The 16,446-nt window shown below is 64.3% G+C and carries 17 protein-coding genes; 11 read left to right on the forward strand and 6 right to left on the reverse strand.

Annotated features, from left to right (window positions below; translation table 11 throughout):
• Positions 1–223: 223 nt before the first annotated feature.
• The 4 genes from GY937_23100 to GY937_23115 are packed head-to-tail and all read left to right on the forward strand — an operon-like array spanning position 224 to position 3,452.
• Entirely contained in the window at positions 224–1,516 is a 1,293-nt protein-coding gene (locus GY937_23100; GenBank protein ID MCP5059603.1) for an MFS transporter, read from the forward strand.
• A 43-nt stretch (positions 1,517–1,559) separates the two neighbouring features.
• Complete coding sequence (locus GY937_23105) at positions 1,560–2,228, forward strand: protein-L-isoaspartate(D-aspartate) O-methyltransferase (protein MCP5059604.1); 669 nt, start codon at positions 1,560–1,562, stop codon at positions 2,226–2,228.
• Positions 2,216–2,908: a peptidoglycan DD-metalloendopeptidase family protein gene (locus GY937_23110; protein MCP5059605.1), complete on the forward strand. Its 693-nt coding sequence runs from the start codon at positions 2,216–2,218 to the stop codon at positions 2,906–2,908. Before GY937_23105 ends, GY937_23110 begins: the two co-directional genes overlap by 13 nt.
• Positions 2,909–2,924: 16 nt before the next feature.
• Positions 2,925–3,452, forward strand: a complete 528-nt coding sequence (locus tag GY937_23115; GenBank protein ID MCP5059606.1) for an adenine phosphoribosyltransferase — start codon at positions 2,925–2,927, stop codon at positions 3,450–3,452.
• Here GY937_23115 and GY937_23120 read toward each other — a convergent pair.
• Complete coding sequence (locus tag GY937_23120; protein MCP5059607.1) at positions 3,449–4,297, reverse strand: SMP-30/gluconolactonase/LRE family protein; 849 nt, start codon at positions 4,295–4,297, stop codon at positions 3,449–3,451. The genes GY937_23115 and GY937_23120 overlap by 4 nt on opposite strands.
• Positions 4,298–4,358: 61 nt before the next feature.
• Here GY937_23120 and GY937_23125 point away from each other — a divergent pair, with 61 nt between their 5' ends.
• Positions 4,359–5,264 carry a TIGR03619 family F420-dependent LLM class oxidoreductase gene (locus GY937_23125; protein MCP5059608.1) on the forward strand — a complete coding sequence of 302 codons (906 nt, stop codon included), beginning with the start codon at positions 4,359–4,361 and terminating at the stop codon, positions 5,262–5,264.
• Between the two features lie 11 nt (positions 5,265–5,275).
• On the opposite strand, the gene GY937_23130 is transcribed toward GY937_23125, so the two are convergent.
• The gene (locus tag GY937_23130; protein ID MCP5059609.1) at positions 5,276–6,703 is read right to left on the reverse strand and encodes a M20/M25/M40 family metallo-hydrolase; all 1,428 of its coding nucleotides are present in this window, start codon (positions 6,701–6,703) and stop codon (positions 5,276–5,278) included.
• Between the two features lie 182 nt (positions 6,704–6,885).
• On the opposite strand from GY937_23130, the gene GY937_23135 reads away from it, so the two are divergent.
• Genes GY937_23135 through GY937_23145 form a run of 3 tightly spaced genes read left to right on the forward strand, consistent with a single transcriptional unit; the run spans position 6,886 to position 9,019 of the window.
• On the forward strand, positions 6,886–7,317 hold the full coding sequence (locus GY937_23135; GenBank protein ID MCP5059610.1) for a hypothetical protein: 432 nt from the start codon (positions 6,886–6,888) through the stop codon (positions 7,315–7,317).
• A 27-nt stretch (positions 7,318–7,344) separates the two neighbouring features.
• Positions 7,345–8,283 (forward strand): paraslipin, encoded by a 939-nt coding sequence (locus tag GY937_23140; protein ID MCP5059611.1) that lies wholly within the window; start codon positions 7,345–7,347, stop codon positions 8,281–8,283.
• 10 nt (positions 8,284–8,293) lie between these two features.
• Positions 8,294–9,019, forward strand: a complete 726-nt coding sequence (locus GY937_23145) for an NTP transferase domain-containing protein (protein MCP5059612.1) — start codon at positions 8,294–8,296, stop codon at positions 9,017–9,019.
• Here GY937_23145 and GY937_23150 read toward each other — a convergent pair.
• From GY937_23150 to GY937_23165, 4 genes are all read right to left on the reverse strand, one after another.
• Positions 9,008–9,943 (reverse strand): GNAT family N-acetyltransferase, encoded by a 936-nt coding sequence (locus tag GY937_23150; protein MCP5059613.1) that lies wholly within the window; start codon positions 9,941–9,943, stop codon positions 9,008–9,010. The two genes, GY937_23145 and GY937_23150, sit on opposite strands and share 12 nt — an antisense overlap.
• 304 nt (positions 9,944–10,247) lie before the next feature.
• Positions 10,248–10,694 carry a response regulator gene (locus GY937_23155; protein MCP5059614.1) on the reverse strand — a complete coding sequence of 149 codons (447 nt, stop codon included), beginning with the start codon at positions 10,692–10,694 and terminating at the stop codon, positions 10,248–10,250.
• A gap of 38 nt (positions 10,695–10,732) precedes the next feature.
• The gene (locus GY937_23160) at positions 10,733–12,763 is read right to left on the reverse strand and encodes a PAS domain S-box protein (GenBank protein MCP5059615.1); all 2,031 of its coding nucleotides are present in this window, start codon (positions 12,761–12,763) and stop codon (positions 10,733–10,735) included.
• Positions 12,764–13,047: 284 nt separating this feature from the next.
• On the reverse strand, positions 13,048–13,470 hold the full coding sequence (locus GY937_23165) for a hypothetical protein (protein ID MCP5059616.1): 423 nt from the start codon (positions 13,468–13,470) through the stop codon (positions 13,048–13,050).
• Between GY937_23165 and GY937_23170 the strand changes: the two genes are divergently transcribed.
• The 3 genes from GY937_23170 to GY937_23180 all read left to right on the forward strand — a co-directional run bounded on the left by GY937_23170 (position 13,469) and on the right by GY937_23180 (position 16,137).
• On the forward strand, positions 13,469–14,110 hold the full coding sequence (locus tag GY937_23170) for a diiron oxygenase (GenBank protein ID MCP5059617.1): 642 nt from the start codon (positions 13,469–13,471) through the stop codon (positions 14,108–14,110). The genes GY937_23165 and GY937_23170 overlap by 2 nt on opposite strands.
• Positions 14,111–14,244: 134 nt before the next feature.
• Positions 14,245–15,309 carry a serine/threonine protein kinase gene (locus tag GY937_23175; GenBank protein ID MCP5059618.1) on the forward strand — a complete coding sequence of 355 codons (1,065 nt, stop codon included), beginning with the start codon at positions 14,245–14,247 and terminating at the stop codon, positions 15,307–15,309.
• A 189-nt stretch (positions 15,310–15,498) separates the two neighbouring features.
• A complete protein-coding gene (locus tag GY937_23180) occupies positions 15,499–16,137 on the forward strand; it encodes a hypothetical protein (protein MCP5059619.1) in 639 nt (212 codons plus the stop codon).
• Positions 16,138–16,446 lie beyond the last annotated feature (309 nt).

A 16,446-nucleotide genomic window follows, 5' to 3' on the forward strand; every position in this document is an offset into this window, starting at 1 on the left:
CTCACGCGCCAAGTCCAAGCCTGGCAAGACGATCGCAACCGAACGACGAAGGGCGTCGACTGGCAATTCACGACCCAACAAGCCCGCGTGAAACTGCGACGACTCTACCCCCAGCTTTTGGTGTGACAAGGGACTAGCCTGCAATGCCGCTTCGCACCCACGAGCGGATGGGAGACAGCGTGGCAGCAGTTCTTGGAGAGGCGGATCCGCCGGGCTTCTCCCCTTGAGCGATAGCGGAAGCCACAGGCCCCATCGCCCGTGGTGGACCTACGCGGTCCCCTACGTCGGCCGCATTCCGGACCTGAAGCCCTGTCAGTGGCATGTGCTTGGGCTCCTCTCGGTGGCCGAACTCTTCGACAACTATGACATCGGCCTGATCGGGCTTGCTCTCAAGCAGATCCAGGAAGGCGTCGGGATTTCGGAAGAGAACGTCGGTTGGATGAACGCCATCATACGCCTCGGTGTCTTGCCGGCGATGGGAATCACGCTGATGGCCGACCGGATCGGCCGTCGCAGATTGCTGTTGGTCACAGTCCTGGGCCTCACCCTCTGCACGTTCCTCACGGGTTTCGCGCAGACACCTCTGCAATTCGTCTCGCTGCAGTTCCTCCTGCGTGTGTTCGCCTATGCGGAGACCGCACTCGCTGTCGTCGTCCTGACAGAAGAACTCGACTCCGAGGATCGCGGCTGGGGCATCGGTATGCTGGGAGCACTCGGTTCGTTGGGGCATGGCGTTGCAGCGATCGCTTTCGGGTTCATCGAGGTCGTGCCTTTCGGCTGGCGAGGCTTGTATGCCCTGGGGATCATTCCCCTCCTGCTCCTTGCATGGCTACGTCGAGAGCTACCCGAGACCGAGCGTTTCGAGACCCTCGGGCGCGAGCGCACCGAGGGCGACTGGTGGCAGCCCGCGATACTGCTCGTGCGGAGCTACCCGAGGCGCATCGCAGCATTGTGCGCAGTGATGTTCCCGCTCGAGTTCGTGATGGGCGCTGGCTACATGTTCGGCGCGAAATATCTTCAGGAAACTCACGGCTACGCTCCGGGAGCGATCAGCGTACTCTACCTGCTCGGCGGGGCGGTCGGAATCATGGGTAGCTTGTTCGCCGGGCGGATGAGTGATCACTTTGGACGGCGTCAAGTGGTGGTCGCGGGGGTCGCTCTTGCGTTCGTATCGTTCGCAGGCTTCTACAACATCCAAGAAGGCTGGGTGGTCATCCCATTCTGGATCCTCCAGGTCTTCGCCTTGATCGGCCTCGGTGCGACCCTCAAGACCCTTGGGACCGAACTCTTCCCCACGTCACATCGCTCGACGGCTTCAGGCGTCCGGGCCGCCGCCGGTACCCTGGGAGCTGTAGCCGGGCTGGGCGTGGAATCCATTCTGTATGGCATCACCGGCTCTCACGCCGAAGCCATCACCTGGATGCTTCCAGCCCTGGCAATCCCGCCACTCGTGATGTGGTTCGCCATTCCCGAGACCGCCAGACGCTCGCTCGAAGAGATTGCCCCCGAACGCTGATGCAACGTTTTCCTCGACTCACCTCCTGCTAGCCTGAGCGCCGATGCCGAGCCTGCAACGCAGTGAGGAAAACGGCTACGTCGGTGCGCGGCGGCGCCTCGTCGAGCGTCTGCGCGAGCAAGGCGTGCGGGATCCGCGGGTTCTCGAGGCGGTCTCCGAGGTTCGCCGACATCTGCTGGTCGATGAAGCGTTGCGCGACCGGGCCTACGAAGATGTTCCGCTTCCGATCGGCGATGGCCAGACCATCTCTGCGCCTGGAATCGTGGCCGCCATGTCCGAGGCTCTGGAACTCCAGGGGCACGAAACAGTTCTCGAGGTCGGCACGGGCTCGGGCTACCAGGCCGCGATTCTCTCGCGCCTGGCGGCGCGGGTCATCTCGATCGAACGGATTCCGGGCCTCGCGAATCGCGCTCGCTCCGCTCTCGATATGCTGGGCGTCACGAACGTGGTGGTCCATCTGGGCGACGGCTCCCGGGGCCGTCCGAGCGAAGCTCCGTTCGACGCCATCGTCGTCACGGCGGGCGGACCGAAGATTCCAGAGCCGCTGGTCGAGCAGCTGGTACCCGGCGGACGCCTGGTTGGGCCTTTCGGGCCGCGAGGCCAGCAAGAGCTGATCCGGGTGCGGCGCAAGGCAGACGGCGAGCTGGTTCGCGAGTCTCTCGGCCTGTGTCGTTTCGTCGATCTGGTGGGCGAGCACGGATGGATGGGCTGACGCGGCTCGGCCACTTCATGCTGCGCTGCGGGCTGGTCGTGTTGCTGTTGAACCCGGCCAGTTGTGCGCACAGAAGCGATGGTGTCGTTCACACCGTTCGGGAAGGCGAGAATCTCTTCCGTATTGCCCAGCACTACGGGGTACCGATCTCGGAAATTCTCGACGCGAACGACGTTCCGGATGTCCGGGATCTTCCGACCGGCGCCAGTTTGTGGATCCCCGGGGCCCGTGTTCGAAGGCCGAGCACCCGCCCCCTGCGACCGCCGTTGCAATCAAGACCCGCCGCAGAAGCCGACGCCCTGGCGCACGGCGCCCTGCGTTTCGCCTGGCCGCTCCGCGGTCGCCTCACATCGCGCTATGGCCCGCGCGGGCGGCGCCTCCACGAAGGCCTCGATATCGCCGCTTCCGGGGGCACCCTGGTGCGAGCGGCCGAGGCCGGGAGGGTGGTCTTCAGTGGCCGCATGGGTGGCTACGGAAACGTGGTCGTGCTCCGACACACTCCCGCATATGCCAGCGTCTATGCCCACCATCGTCGCAACCGGGTGAGCAAGGGCGGTTTCGTCGACAAGGGCGGGGTGGTGGGAGAGGTGGGGACCACCGGAAACGCCTCGGGGCCCCATCTACACTTCGAGATCCGGCGGGACGAGATAGCCCAGGACCCGCTACTCTTCCTGCCTTGAGGATCCTCATGGAGCGATTGCCCACGTGACCGTCGACCAACTGCGCTCGCTGATTCGAGATGTTCCGGATTTCCCCAAAGAGGGGATCCTGTTCCGGGATGTCACCCCATTGTTGCTCGATCCTGCCGGGTTGAACGCGGCCATCAATGCGGTGGCGGCACCCTTCGGCGATGCCAAGGTGGACAGGGTGCTGGGAATCGAAGCCCGTGGCTTCATCTTCGGTGCTCCGATCGCCCAGGCGCTGGGCGCTGGCTTCGGCCTGGTTCGGAAGGCGGGCAAGCTGCCCTATGAGAGTCATTCTGCGAGCTACGAGTTCGAATACGGCATCGATCGCGTGGAGATGCACGTGGATACCGTGGAATCCGGACAACGTGTCTTGATCGTGGACGACCTGATCGCCACGGGCGGAACCGCAGCAGCCGCTGTCGAGCTGGTCCGAAGAGCGGGCGGCGAAGTGGTCGGCTGCTCCTTCCTGATCGAGCTTCTCGCCCTCGGCGGTCACAAGAAGATCGACACCGACTGCCACGCAGTCCTGACCTACTAGGGAAGACCTGCCCCGGGTACCTCCACCTCCGTCGTGAGAATGCGGGCGTTGCGGGAGGCTTCGCATTCTGCCGGGCTGACGCTTTCCGAGGTGAGGATGAACAGGGTCCGCCGCTCCTCGCCTCCGAGCATGCAAGCGATGGCCATCTGATCGGTGGGAATGCGCTCGGTCACGTCGCCGCCCTCACGAACACGTAGGATCTCCTTGGAGACTGGAGACGCGACCCAGATGGCGCCTTCGGCGTCCAGACAGATGCCGTCGGGCACCGCTCTCTCGAATTGCGCCCAGATCCGGCGGTTGGAGAGGGTGCCGTCCGAGGCGAGATCGAAGGCGCTGAGGCGGGGGCCGAAGGTCTCGGCGACGACCAGGGTCTCGCCGTCCGGCGTGATGACCGCGCCGTTCGGAAACGACATGTCGGCGGATGCCACGTGAGCTGAGCCGTCCGGATCGACCCGCAGCAGCTCGGTCGGCGTCGGCGTGTCGCCCGCATCGAGATCGAAGCCGAAGTTGCCGACGAAGGCATGACCATGGGCGTCGACGACCAGATCGTTGCAATGATGGCGCGCGAGGCTCTCGAGATCCGCGTGCACCGCCAATGTGCCATCGGCCTCCAGGCGCAGGAGCCGGCGATCCTGCATGGACACGATGAGCAGGCGCCCGTCCGGGAGCCACCCGAGCCCCGAGGGTCGCTCCTCCACGCGAAGGATCTCCTCGGTCTTGCCGGCCGCAGTCACGGTCATCACTGTCCGAGCGTGCATGTCCGAGAACCAGAGCCGGCCGTCGTGCCAGCGCGGGCCTTCCGGGAAAGCCAGACCATCGAGAAGCGGTGTCAACGTTCGCGTCATGGATGCCTCCGGGCGGCAAGGGTAGGCGGCGGCTTGCGGCTCCGCTCAGGGGCGAGGCAGAATGCGCCTTCCCTCGTGCTCCTGGAGGATACTCGTGCCGCTCCGATTCGTGACCTCACTCGCCTTCCAACCACCTGCCCATCTGGCGCCGCTCGCGAAGGCCGCGGACGAAGCCGGTTTCGATGCGGTGGCACTCTCGGATCACGTGATCCACCCGGAGAAACTCGAGACACCGTACCCGTACACCGACGATGGAAAACCGCGCTGGGAACCCTTCACGAATTGGCCGGATCCGTGGGTCACCGCGGGAGCGCTGTTGGGGGTGACCGAGCGCTTGCGTGTGATCAGCAGCGTGTTCGTGCTGCCGATGCGCAATCCCTTCCTGGTCGCGAAAGCCGTGGGTACGGCCGCCGTGCTCTCGGGAGGACGGGTCGCTCTTGGGGTGGGTGCCGGCTGGATGGCCGACGAGTTCGAGCTGATGGAGCAGCCCTTCCCAGGCCGCGGCCGGCGCATGGATGAAATGATCGAGGTGCTCCGCCAGCTCTGGCAGGGAGGATGGGTCGAGCACCACGGCGAATTCTACGACTTCCCGCGCCTCGAGATGAGCCCGGTGCCGGAAGAGGAGATCCCGATCCTCGTGGGAGGGCTGTCGAAGCGTGCACTCGAACGCGCGGCCAGCGTAGGAGACGGATGGATCTCCGACCTTCACAGCACCGAGGAGCTGGCGGGCCTGGTATCGATGCTAGGCGAGCTACGTGCGGCAGGCCCCCGAGCCAATCGCCCCTTCCAGATCGTCGTCTCCTGCAACGACGCCTTCGATCTCGATGGCTACCGCCGCCTCCAGGACCTCGGCATCACCCACCTCAACACCATGCCTTGGCTCTTCTACGGCGCCGACCCCAACTCGCTCGAGGAGAAATGCGACGGCCTCCACCGCTTCGCCGACGACATCCTGCAACGCATCTGAGGGCGCGCGCTTCAGCTGCGTAGGTGGTGATCGGCGACGATCCGAGCAACGGCGGTGGTGAGACGTTTGGCGGTAGGGATGTGGAGGAACTCGTTGGGTCCGTGGGCATTGGAAGCGGGGCCCAGAACGCCCGTGATGAGGAACTGGGCTTCGGGGAAGAGATCGCCCAGCATGGAAATGAAGGGGATGGTGCCGCCTTCACCCATCATGAGGGCAGGGCGGCCGAAGCAGGCAGACGAGGCTGCATCAACGGCTCGTTCGAGCCACGGGGCGATGGGCGGGGCGTTCCATCCGGTCGCCGAAGGCTCGGCCTCGAAATGCACGCCGGCGCCACTCGGCGGGTTCGCCTCGAGCAGGGTCTTGACCGCGGCGGTGGCGGCGTCGCCGTCGACGCCTGGCGGCAGGCGGAGCGAGAGCTTCGCGGTGGTCGATGGGCGAAGGACATTCCCGGCATCGCTCGGAGCCGGCGCGCCGCCCAGGCCCGTGATCGCGAGGGCGGGACGCCAGGTGCGGTTCAGGATCAGATCCGCGGGGTCTCCGTCCGGTGGGCGCGTGGCGCCGGCGAAGGGAAACTTCGTGGACACGTCATCGCCGATCTGGCTGGCCACCTTGCGGGCTTCGGCGACGCGATCCGCCGGGATCTCCGCGTTCAACCCGGCTGGAAACACGCGCCCCGTGTCTTCGTCCTCGATCCGTGAAAGGAGTTGGCGCAGGATCCTGAAACTCGAAGGGACGATGCCCCCCGCGTCTCCGGAGTGCACGCCCTCGTCGAGCACGTCGACCCGGAGTTCGCCGCTGACCATGCCCCGCAGCGAAGTGGTGCCCCACAACTGGTCGTAGTTTCCACATCCGGAATCCAGACAGACCACCAGCGAGGGCTGACCGATTCGCGGCAGCAAGCGCTGCACGTGTTCGGGGAGATCCGGGCTGCCACTCTCCTCGCAGCATTCGATCAGCAGAACACAGCGTGCGTGCGGCACCTGCTCTCGGGCCAGAAGCTCCAGGGCGGTTAGCGAAGCGAACGCTGCGTAGCCGTCATCAGCGCCGCCGCGTCCGTAGAGTCGATCGCCGCGACGAACCGGCGACCACGGTCCCAGGTCCTCTTCCCATCCGATCATCTCGGGCTGCTTGTCGAGATGGCCATAGAGCAGCACCGTGTCATCGCTCTGGCCCGGAACCTCGCTCTGCTCCGGAACCTCGAGGTAGAGGAGCGGGGTGAGTTGTGGATCCTCGATGACCTCGACGATCAGACCGGGAACGTCTCGGCTGCGGCACCATTCCGCGACCTCTGCCACGGCCCGATCCATGTGGCCATGCTCGCGCCAGGCGGGATCGAAGAGCGGAGACTTGTTCGGAATGCGGATGTAGCTCTCGAGCGCAGGGAGGATCGACGTCTCCCACTGCTGGTCGACCCAACCCTCCACCACCAGACCGCTCATTCGGGATCTCCTCTCCGCAATGCGAGCAACCGAAAAGCGCCCCGGCCCCGGCCGGGACCCGCGGGCACTTCCCCCCATGTCTCGCGAGGACGAGGTTAGCAGGGCGACTTCGCCTTCATTGGAGGCCCCGAACCACCGAACACTTCCTAGACTGTTCCAAGCAAACCGGAGGGGGACTCGACGTGCCTTGGTGGGGATGGCTGGCGGTGGGCGCCGCGTTGTTGGCAGCCGAACTCGGTGTGAGCGCCGATTTCTGGCTCGCCGTCGTGGGCGCCGCTGCACTCGGTACCTCGTTGCTCGGCCTGTTCGGAATCGATGCACCGATCTGGACGCAGTGGATGGTCTTCGCGGGCCTGGCCGTGTTTCTTGCTGTCTTCGTCCGCGGCCCGGCCTACGAGCGCCTCATGGCCAAGACGGTCGATCTGGCGCCCGAACTGCTGGGCGAGCAGGCGCGTGTCGTCGAGGGTGCGATTGCGCCGGGCGAAATCGGCAAGGTCGAATTGCGCGGGTCTACCTGGCGAGCACGGAACGAAGGCAGTGAAGCGCTGGAAGAGGGCGCCATCGCCCACGTCGACGGTGTCGACGGTGTCATGCTGCGAGTGCGGGCCGAGTAGGCCCGAACCGCTGAAGGAGATCGGATCATGGAGACGCTCATTGGTGTTGGTGTCATTGCCGCCCTCGTCATCTTCGTACTGGCGAAGACGGCGGTCGTCGTTCCCCAGCAGAGTGCCTATGTCGTCGAACGCCTCGGGAAGTATTCGGACACGCTCCACGCGGGCTTCCACATCCTGATGCCCTTCGTGGACCGGATCGCCTACAAGCACTCCCTGAAGGAGCGGGCGATCGATATCCAGGAGCAGATCTGCATCACCCGGGACAACGTCCAGGTCGGCGTGGATGGCGTCCTCTACCTCCAGGTCCTGGATGCCCGGCGGGCCTCCTACGGCATCGGCAACTACGTCTTCGCCATCTCCCAGCTGGCCCAGACGACGCTGCGAAGCGAGGTCGGCAAGATCGATCTCGATCGGACCTTCGAGGAACGTGCGCAGATGAATGCGTCGGTCGTCTCCGAACTCGACATGGCCTCGGATCCCTGGGGCGTGAAGGTGATGCGCTACGAGATCAAGAACATCAATCCGCCCCATGACGTGCTGACCGCCATGGAGAAGCAGATGCGCGCCGAGCGCGAGAAGCGGGCGGTGGTTCTCGAATCCGAGGGCCACCGCGATGCCGCCATCAACCAGGCCGAGGGCGACAAGCAGAAGGTGATCAAGGAGTCCGAGGCGACCCGGATGAAGCAGATCAACGAAGCCCAGGGTGAGGCAGAAGCGATCGAGGCCGTGGCCCGCGCAACCGCCGAGGGCCTTCGGCAGGTGGCCTCGGCGCTGAGTTCGCCTGGTGGCGGCGAAGCCATGCAGCTTCGCGTGGCGGAGCAGTACGTCAAGGAGTTCGGAAACCTGGCAAAGGAAGGCAACACCTTCGTCGTGCCCTCCAATCTCTCCGACATCGCCTCGATCATCGCGCTGGCGACGGGTTTCAACAAAGATGCTAACAAGAACGGCTCCCCGAGCCTCGGCTAGTTGAGGCGCCGTGCGCGCGATCTTGCTGGCAGCAGGCTGGGGTACGCGGCTCGGCCCTGAGTACGGCGGAAGCGCGAAAGCCCTGGCGCCGATCGGCAGCCGAAAGGCCATCGATTGGGCAGCGGACGCCGTTGAGGCGCTGGGCCATGTCCGCGCCATTGACGTCCTCACGAACGAGAAGAGCCGCCCTGCCATCACGGACTGGGCGATGGGTCGGGCCGGGCGGGTCACGCTTCGGGTGCTCGGCAATGGCGTGTCGTCTCACGCGAACAGGCGAGGGGCCGTGGCGGACCTGGCCGACTACATCGCGACCTCGAGCATCGACGAGGACCTACTCGTCCTCGCAGCCGACAACGTCTTCGACTTCAGCCTGGCCGGGCTTGCGAACCGCACGCGCCGCACGCCAACGGTCGTGACCTACGACGTCGGCACCAGCGAGAAGGTGAAACGCTACGCCAGCGTCGAGCTGCGCCCGGACGGCGTCGTCACCGCCCTCGTCGAGAAGGATCCCAGACCTGCCTCGACCCTGGCCGTCACGGCCGTCTACGGTATCCCCCGCTCCCGTCTCTCCGATCTCACAGCCTACCTCGCGGAGGATCACCCACCGGACAACCTCGGGTATCTCGCAGAATGGTGGTGCGCCCAGGGCTGCCTGGAAGCAGAACGGGGCGAGGGAACCTGGATCGACATCGGAAACCCCGACGACCTGATCCGAGCCCGCCAGCTACTCGGCTGAGCGTCCCGATGGGTTCGCGGCCGCATCTGGTTTCAGCTCGAACGTCACGCTGTACGGGGTCATCCCCAGGGACCGCCAGAACGCTTCACCGTCGGGGTTGGACGCGAGCGCCTCGAGAACCAATCTCCGCCCGCCCAACGCCTCGTTGCGGAAGAGTTGGAACGCACGCGTGCCGAGACCACGTCGGCGATGCTCGCGAAGAATGAAGAACTGACGAAGGTAGACCCCGTCCGGTTCCTTCAGGTCCGGGTCGGTCTGGCGATAGAGCGCGTACCCCACGGGCACGGACTCCACCTCGAAAATGAGCCCCTCGTAGCCGGAGATGAGCCAGCGTTGCAATCGGGCCTCGACCGCATCGAGCGCCATCGGTGCCGCACCTTCGTCATTCTGGAGCTGTTGGTTCCATCGCGAAACGCGCGCAAGATCCGAAGCGTCGATCGGCCTGCATCGCTCAGGAGGCCCGCTAGCTCTGCTGCGGTTTGAGTGGGGGTTCAGGCGTGTCGAGTAGCTGAATTCTTCGACCCGCTCGCAGATCTTCCAGCCGTCGGCCGTTCGAACCAGCTGGTCGAGGTAGTAACCGCCCTCGAAGAAGAGAAGCCGCTTCTCTCCGTCATCGATCGCCAGGGACATCGGGTTGTAGAACCCGGCGCGGCTGGTGGCAGAATCGCCGGAAAGCTCGATCTCCTTGTTCATGACCATGTGTTGGCTCATCGCAAAGATGCCCATGGTCTTCTCGAGCCACGCACGAACCTCGCTTACACCGCCGCTTATCCCCCCGAAGGCCGTGTAGTCGATCACGGCCTCCGGGGTGAAGCAGCTCTCCCAGAGGTCCCAATCCTTGCGGTCGACCCCGGTTGCGTAGCGCGTGAGGAGATCCTCGATTTCCAGGCGGTCCAGCATCTGTTCGGGAGTCATGCGCGGCATCTGGGTCTCCTTGCTTCGCACAAGGATACAGAGCGCGAGCTGACGAACACGCTGGGCGCGGCCTGGGGCCGGCCTGTCGATTTCGGCATCAACCTGCGGTTCAGGGGAGCCCCCGCCGTCGCGGTTCCGATGCCGGTCTCGAAGCCCAAAGTACAGGGCTTCGGTCACGATTCGCGGTCGCCCGCGATCCAAGCTCCAAAGCCCGGAAGAGCCATCCCGGCACCCCAGCCCCAAACGCAGAAGCAGCAGGTGCGACGGCCCGGGATTCCGGGCCCGAAGCAGGACGGATGGCGCTTGATCGGCCTCAGGTCCGAGCGCTGACCGCCTGATGGATGAGCTTGCAGAGCTGCGATGGGAGGAAGGGCTTCTTCACGAAGCCGAAAGCTCCTGCTCTTCGCATCGCCCCGGCGGTATCCGGTGTTGCTTCGTCGGTCATGACGATGACGGGCGGCGCCTGTTCGGCCCGCTGGGCGGCTTCGAGTAGCTCGGAGGCGTCGCGGGTGGCCATTTCCTCCGCACACACGATCGCGCCGAACACCTCGTCATCGAGTAGATCCAGGGCCGGCTCGACATTCACCGCGTACCTCGTATCGAAGCCCTGTTCCCGAAGGGCTTCCGCCAGCATCTTACGGGTGGCGGCATCGTCGTCGATGATGAGTACACGCGTCCCGGACATGCTCAAGGACGAATGCATCCTCCATGCCATCGCTGCGACGGTCGGAGGAGGGCTCTCGTCGCGCTCCCGTCTCATCTCCTCGCCTTGCCTCTACGGGCGACGGGTGCGGTGAGTCAGTCTGCCCCGTTGGGCTCGAGCTGCTGTCCATCCGTGGGAAAGCAGATTCGGAATTCCGTTCCGGCTCCGGGTTCGCTCCGGACCGTGATCGTGCCACCGTGATCCACCACGATGCCCTTGCTGACGACGAGCCCAAGGCCGGTTCCCTCTCCGCGCTGCTTGGTGGTGAAGAAGGGCTCGAAGATGCGTTGCAGATCGCCGGATTGGATCCCCGTTCCGTCGTCTCGTATTCGCACCTCGACCTCGTCTTCTCCCAACGGTCTGAGTTGGACCTGGAGAGTGCCACCGTCGGGCATGGCGTCGACTGCATTCACGAACAGGTTCAAGAAGAGCTGCTGCAATCGGTCGGCGTTGCCGCGGATCTCGGGCGCCGGCTCGAATTTCTTTTCGACGAAGATGCCGTGTTTTCGGAGTTTCTCCTGAAAGAAGGAGAGCGATGCATCGAGTAACTCACCGAGCTGTACTGGAACCGGCACGCCCTTCGAGGGACGGGCCATGTTGAGCAGCGTATCGACGAGGCGCACGATGCGGCCGATCTGCTGCTTGATCAGGGTGGCTCGCTCTCGTTCCTTCGGATCAGAGAGGCTGCGCTCGAGCATGTCGGCGTAGCCCATGATGACGTTCATCGGCGTGCCAACGTCGTGAGCGATCCCGGCCATGATCGTGCCGATCGAGGCCAGCTCCTCCGCCTCACGAGCTCTTGCCTCGGCGCTGCGCAATCGCCTATCCGCCTTGGCGCGGCGAGCCGCGAGTCCGATGAAGCTGGCGATGGCTTGAAGGAAGTCGATGTCGTTCTTGCTGTATGGCCTCGCTTGTTGCCCGTGTACGCCGAGTACGCCATAGGGGCCGTCGTCTCCGGGAATCACGACGCTCAATCCGCTCCGCACGTCGTGGGTCTCGAGCAGGGTCGGCCCCGAGAAACGGGTTTCGCTCTCGAGGTCGGTCACCACGACGGGGTGATCCACGGAGAGCGTGTAGCCCGACTGGGTACTGGGATCCGCGGGAATGGGGAGGGTATCTGCCGGTTCGGCCTTCCAACCGACGCCTGCAACCAGCTTGAATGAGGTCTGGTCCGGGTTGAGTTCGAGCACCTTTGCGAACTCGGCACCCAGGGTCAGGGACAAGGTCTCCAAACACTCCTGGATCGTCTTCTCGAGGGACATCTCGATGAAGGCACGTCGGCCCAGATCGGCGATCACGGCTTCTTGTTTCGCCCGGATGGCCAGTTCTTCTACGGCGAGGCGTTGCTCGGTGATATCGTGGATGAAGGCCGTGAACAGCTTCTTGCCGTCGGTCTCGGCCTGGGAGATGGAGATCTCGATCGGAAACTCCGTCCCATCCGAGCGGAGCCCGAACAAATCGCCCTGTACTCCCAGGCGACGGGTCGCTTCACCACTCGCAGCGAATTCGCGGATGAAGTCCGGCTGCTGGCCGCGGGTGCGCTCGGGGATCAAGCGATCGGCCGACTTCCCGATCACATCGTCCGCGCTTGCCCCGAACAATTGTTCTGCGGCGTGGTTGAATACCACGATTCGCTGGTTCTCATCGATCGTCACGATGCCGTCCATGGCAGATTGGATGACGCCGCCCAACCGGGCCTGGTTCTCTGCGAGCGAAATGGCATGCGCCTGGTCGCCCTTCTCGCGTGCCATCCGCGATGCGCGCAGAGCGAGGTGGACACGGCGTCGCTGAAGGCCGACTGTGGCCGTGGTCCAGATGACGAAGAGAGCGAGGGTGCGATTCGCCAGCACCTTCCACCACTCAACGCCCCCAGGCCCCGGAGACAGGCCGATCCCGATCAACGTGAGTACGGAACAGCCGATCGCGAAGAACACGACTTCCCTGGAGGTCGGCAGGCGCAGCGAGACCAGGATCACGGCGACGTAGGGGACGCCTACCGCGACCCCCAGCGGCGTAATCCAGTCCAGGGTGAAGAAGCAGGTCGCGAGGAACAGCGCGAGGGTCCGGCGCCAGCCGGCTGGGCGGACTTCGCCGCTCTCGTCCAACTGGGGGAGGGTGCCGACCATGGGGCAATCCTACCCAATCAGAGCACGAGGGCTCTACCGCTGGCAATCTGCTCCCAGCTGGGATGCCTGCGTGGGGGCCGTGGCCTGTCGACGACGAGCGCTTTTCCGGCCTCGTGGCTGAGGGTCCACGGCGAGCGCCAGCTTGCCCCAGACCCCTCCGTCGAACTCAGACCACGCCAGGGTCTCCCGAGAACCCGGGCCGGTTCAGGCGCGGAATCAATGGCGTTGTGCCCGATGCCGGGGTCCAATAAAAATCGACCACCTTGTCCACTTTTCGGTAATTGCTACTCGTTCTCGAGGGTGGCCGAAGTCCCGGCCCACTCGAACGAGCCCTCGCGGCTCACAGGTCGGATGGAACCAACATGTCCCTCGAAGAAATCGTCACTCCTCTCAAGACCATCTGGAAGTTCGATTACGAAACCCACGTGAAGGCCCTTCGCGACCTCTACGAGATGGCGAAGAAAGAGCAGTGGAATGCAGCTTCGGACATCCCCTGGGATCTCGAGATCGACAAGGAAGGGGTAGGGGACATCCTGGATCCGAGCGGAGAGCGGTTCCCGCGCTACGACTTCGTCCAGGCCCTTTTCAGACGAGAAGCGCGAGCAGTTCGCGGCACGTCGCTCCGCCTGGACGCTCTCCCAGTTCCTGCACGGCGAGCAGGGTGCGCTGCTCTGCTGCGGCCAACTCGTCGAGGCCGTGCCGGACATGGATGGGAAGCTCTACGCCGCGACCCAGGTGATCGACGAAGCCCGTCATGTCGAGGTATTCCATCGCTACATCACGCGGCTCGACCAGGTCTACACCATCGAGCCGTCATTGCACGCGGTCCTGAACGCGATCCTCGAGGCCGACCTCTGGCAGATGAAGTGCGTGGGAATGCAGGTCATCACGGAGAGCCTCGCCATGGGGACCTTCAAGTCGATGAAGGAGAACACACGGGACGACTTGCTGCGTAAGGTCGTCGAGCTGACCGCCCAAGACGAGGCGCGCCACGTCTCCTACGGCCTGATCTACATGAAGGAAGAACTCCCCCGCATGTCGGACCCCGACCGGGAACGCGTGGAGGATTTCGCACTGGGCGCCGTTCGCATGCTCGTTTCGGGTGGTGGCGGTGCTGCCGATTCGTCGGGCGGTGGCATCCTCTCGTCGCGCAAGGCGGTCTACACCGAAGTCGGCATCGACTACGACGAGGCGATGAGGGAGATCGGCGAGAAGGCAAACGATCCGGAGTTCGCCAACACCGGGCCTCGGATGTTCGAAGACCACGTCGTACCGCAGCTCCAGCGTGTCGGCCTGGTGACCGATCGCGTCGCCCCCGGGTACCGCGAGTTGGGCTTCGACGTCTAGCGACCCCGAGAGGGCGGGGCCTGACGCTGGCGCTCCAGATGGTAGTTGAGTCCAGACCGGACACGTTGACCCCCTCCTCCTGCTCTGGTTAAATCGGCCAGGATCGTGGTCGTTTTGAAAAGAGGGAATCGGCGATGAGTCTGTCTCCCGGGACACGTCTTGGTCGTTTTGAAATCACCGCCAGTATCGGTTCCGGGAGACTTGGCGAAGTATATCGCGCCCAGGACACCGAGTTGGACCGCGTGGTGGCGATCAGGGTTCTTCCAGAGGACGCTGCACTCGATGCGGAGTGGCTCGCTTCGCTCGAGCAGAAAGTACGGACCCTGACGTCGCTGAGTCATCCGAATATCGGGGCCCTTCATGGCCTGGAGGAGGAGGATGGCCTTCGGTTCCTGGTCCTCGAGTTCGTCGTTGGGAAGCTGCTCGCTGATAGCGTCAAGCTGGATCCGTTTTCCGTAAAGAAAGCGCTGACGCTCTTCGTTCAAGTTGCAAGAGCGCTGGAGGCGGCTCACGAGAATCGCATCGTTCACGGTAATCTGACGCCGGCCAACATCAAGATCGCGCCAGCGGGAGAAGGCAGGGTTCTGGATTTCGGATTGGCGGAATCGATCCAGACGCATCAGTCCCGTTCCTCCACAGCCGGCGACTTCGACGGAACCACTGTCTATGTGAGTCCGGAACAAGCCGGTGGACAGGAAGCTGATGAGCGTACGGACATCTGGGCTTTCGGATGTTGTCTATATGAGGCGCTGGCTGGCCGTGCGCCATTCGCTAGCGAGACGGACCCTGATCGGACGACCGGTATTCCGGAGCAGGATCCGGACTGGGATCTGCTGCCGAGCATTCTTCCGGAAGCAGCGCGCAATCTCATTCGAAGCTGTCTGGAAAGGGAACCTGGAAGCCGCCCTGGTAGCGCGGGCGAAATAATCACGCGCCTTGAAGAAGCCCAGGAGGCGTTGAAGCAGAATCCGGAACCCGTCTTGCCGAAACAGAAGCTCTCAGTCATCGCGTGGCTGCCCATCGCCGCGAGTATTCTCATCGTGATCATCGGTTTCGGCAGCGCCTACTGGCTCAACAGGGCGAACGAGCCGTCTCGCGAGACAGATACGGTGTCCATCGAATCTCCGGCGGCTCTTCCGCTCGATTCGACGAAAACCGATCGAGGCACTGACAAGGCGATCGGCAAAGAGGATCCGTAAGAGAAGCTGGGATGACGCTCGGGTGGGCTTCGGTCCCGCTTCCGGTCCCAATTCGGGCCCCGACCTGCGAGAGTCGCGGTGCCGTCCCGCAGGCCCGAGAATGCCCCTGGAGCCGTCGATGGTTCCGCTCCTGGCCCGTGTACACTTCGTCGGCTTCAGCGGAGGTGCATGCATGGGGCGGAACGGCGAATGAAAGCGGGCGCACTCCGATTGCTCGATTTCCTGGTGCCGCTCGGCGTCCTGCTGCGCCGCGCGCCCGATCGTCCGCCGTTTGCGAGCTGGCCCAAGCTGCTCTGGCGGTTCCTGCCGCAAACCTACTTCGGCTTCTGGCTCTGCTCGCTGGTGCCCTGGATCGGCGGCTTCGTCTACATGCTGGTCCTGGTTCCATTGAGTGCGCGCCGGCACTCTCAGATCCACGGGCTAGACGGCTTGCCGCCCGCGCTCCTGCTCCAATACCTCGTGGTCATCCTCATCGGCTTCGGTGGCCTGTGGTCTGCCACGGGCCACCTCTTCATGGCCGACTGGGTGGCCGGCCAGATCGGGTGGCCGGCCGGCAGCCCGTTCCAGACCGAGTTGGCCTTTGCGACGCTGGGGATTGCCATCGCGGCCCTGTTGGCCATCTGGATCTCGGACCACCTGATCACAGCGGTCGTCGTTGCGAAGTCGGTCTTCCTGCTGGGCGCGGCAGCAGTCCATCTCTGGGACGCCATTGCGCATGCCAACTACGCTCCCTTCAATGTTGGAACTCCCCTCATCGCCGACCTCCTGTATCCAGCAATCCTGCTGACCCTGCTCTGGAGGACCCGGCGCCCGAACCCATCGGAGTGATGGCCCCCGCCGCCGGAGCGGCCGCCTTGCCCTCCCCAGGGAGTCGCTACGAGGCGCCGGGAAGGCGGCTCCGCCACCAGGGAGCCCCGGTCGGTGCCTTGGAGCGAGTTGTGGAGCGAAGAATGGGTCTAGGCCAAGATTGGTAGTCCCGTTCACACAGGTCTCTGCTAGCTCGCGTAGATGGGGCAATGAATGCGTTGCGGGGTCACGCAGCGCGTCTTGATCCGCCCCTCGTAGCAGGCCTTCACCCATGGCTCGAGGGACTGCCGCCATGGAAAGAGGCGTCGCGACAAGATCTCATCCACGGTC

The sequence above is a fragment of the bacterium genome (genome assembly GCA_024228115.1).
GTDB lineage: Bacteria > Myxococcota_A > UBA9160 > UBA9160 > UBA6930.

Coding starts and splice junctions, on each gene's coding strand:
- GY937_23105 (MCP5059604.1), top strand. CDS start 1,560: ATGCCGAGCCTGCAACGCAGTGAGGAAAACGGCTACGTCGGTGCGCGG.
- GY937_23110 (MCP5059605.1), top strand. CDS start 2,216: ATGGATGGGCTGACGCGGCTCGGCCACTTCATGCTGCGCTGCGGGCTG.
- GY937_23120 (MCP5059607.1), bottom strand. CDS start 4,297: ATGACGCGAACGTTGACACCGCTTCTCGATGGTCTGGCTTTCCCGGAA.
- GY937_23125 (MCP5059608.1), top strand. CDS start 4,359: ATGCGCCTTCCCTCGTGCTCCTGGAGGATACTCGTGCCGCTCCGATTC.
- GY937_23130 (MCP5059609.1), bottom strand. CDS start 6,703: ATGAGCGGTCTGGTGGTGGAGGGTTGGGTCGACCAGCAGTGGGAGACG.
- GY937_23140 (MCP5059611.1), top strand. CDS start 7,345: ATGGAGACGCTCATTGGTGTTGGTGTCATTGCCGCCCTCGTCATCTTC.
- GY937_23150 (MCP5059613.1), bottom strand. CDS start 9,943: ATGCCGCGCATGACTCCCGAACAGATGCTGGACCGCCTGGAAATCGAG.
- GY937_23155 (MCP5059614.1), bottom strand. CDS start 10,694: ATGAGACGGGAGCGCGACGAGAGCCCTCCTCCGACCGTCGCAGCGATG.
- GY937_23160 (MCP5059615.1), bottom strand. CDS start 12,763: ATGGTCGGCACCCTCCCCCAGTTGGACGAGAGCGGCGAAGTCCGCCCA.
- GY937_23170 (MCP5059617.1), top strand. CDS start 13,469: ATGGATGGGAAGCTCTACGCCGCGACCCAGGTGATCGACGAAGCCCGT.
- GY937_23165 (MCP5059616.1), bottom strand. CDS start 13,470: ATGTCCGGCACGGCCTCGACGAGTTGGCCGCAGCAGAGCAGCGCACCC.
- GY937_23175 (MCP5059618.1), top strand. CDS start 14,245: ATGAGTCTGTCTCCCGGGACACGTCTTGGTCGTTTTGAAATCACCGCC.
- GY937_23180 (MCP5059619.1), top strand. CDS start 15,499: ATGAAAGCGGGCGCACTCCGATTGCTCGATTTCCTGGTGCCGCTCGGC.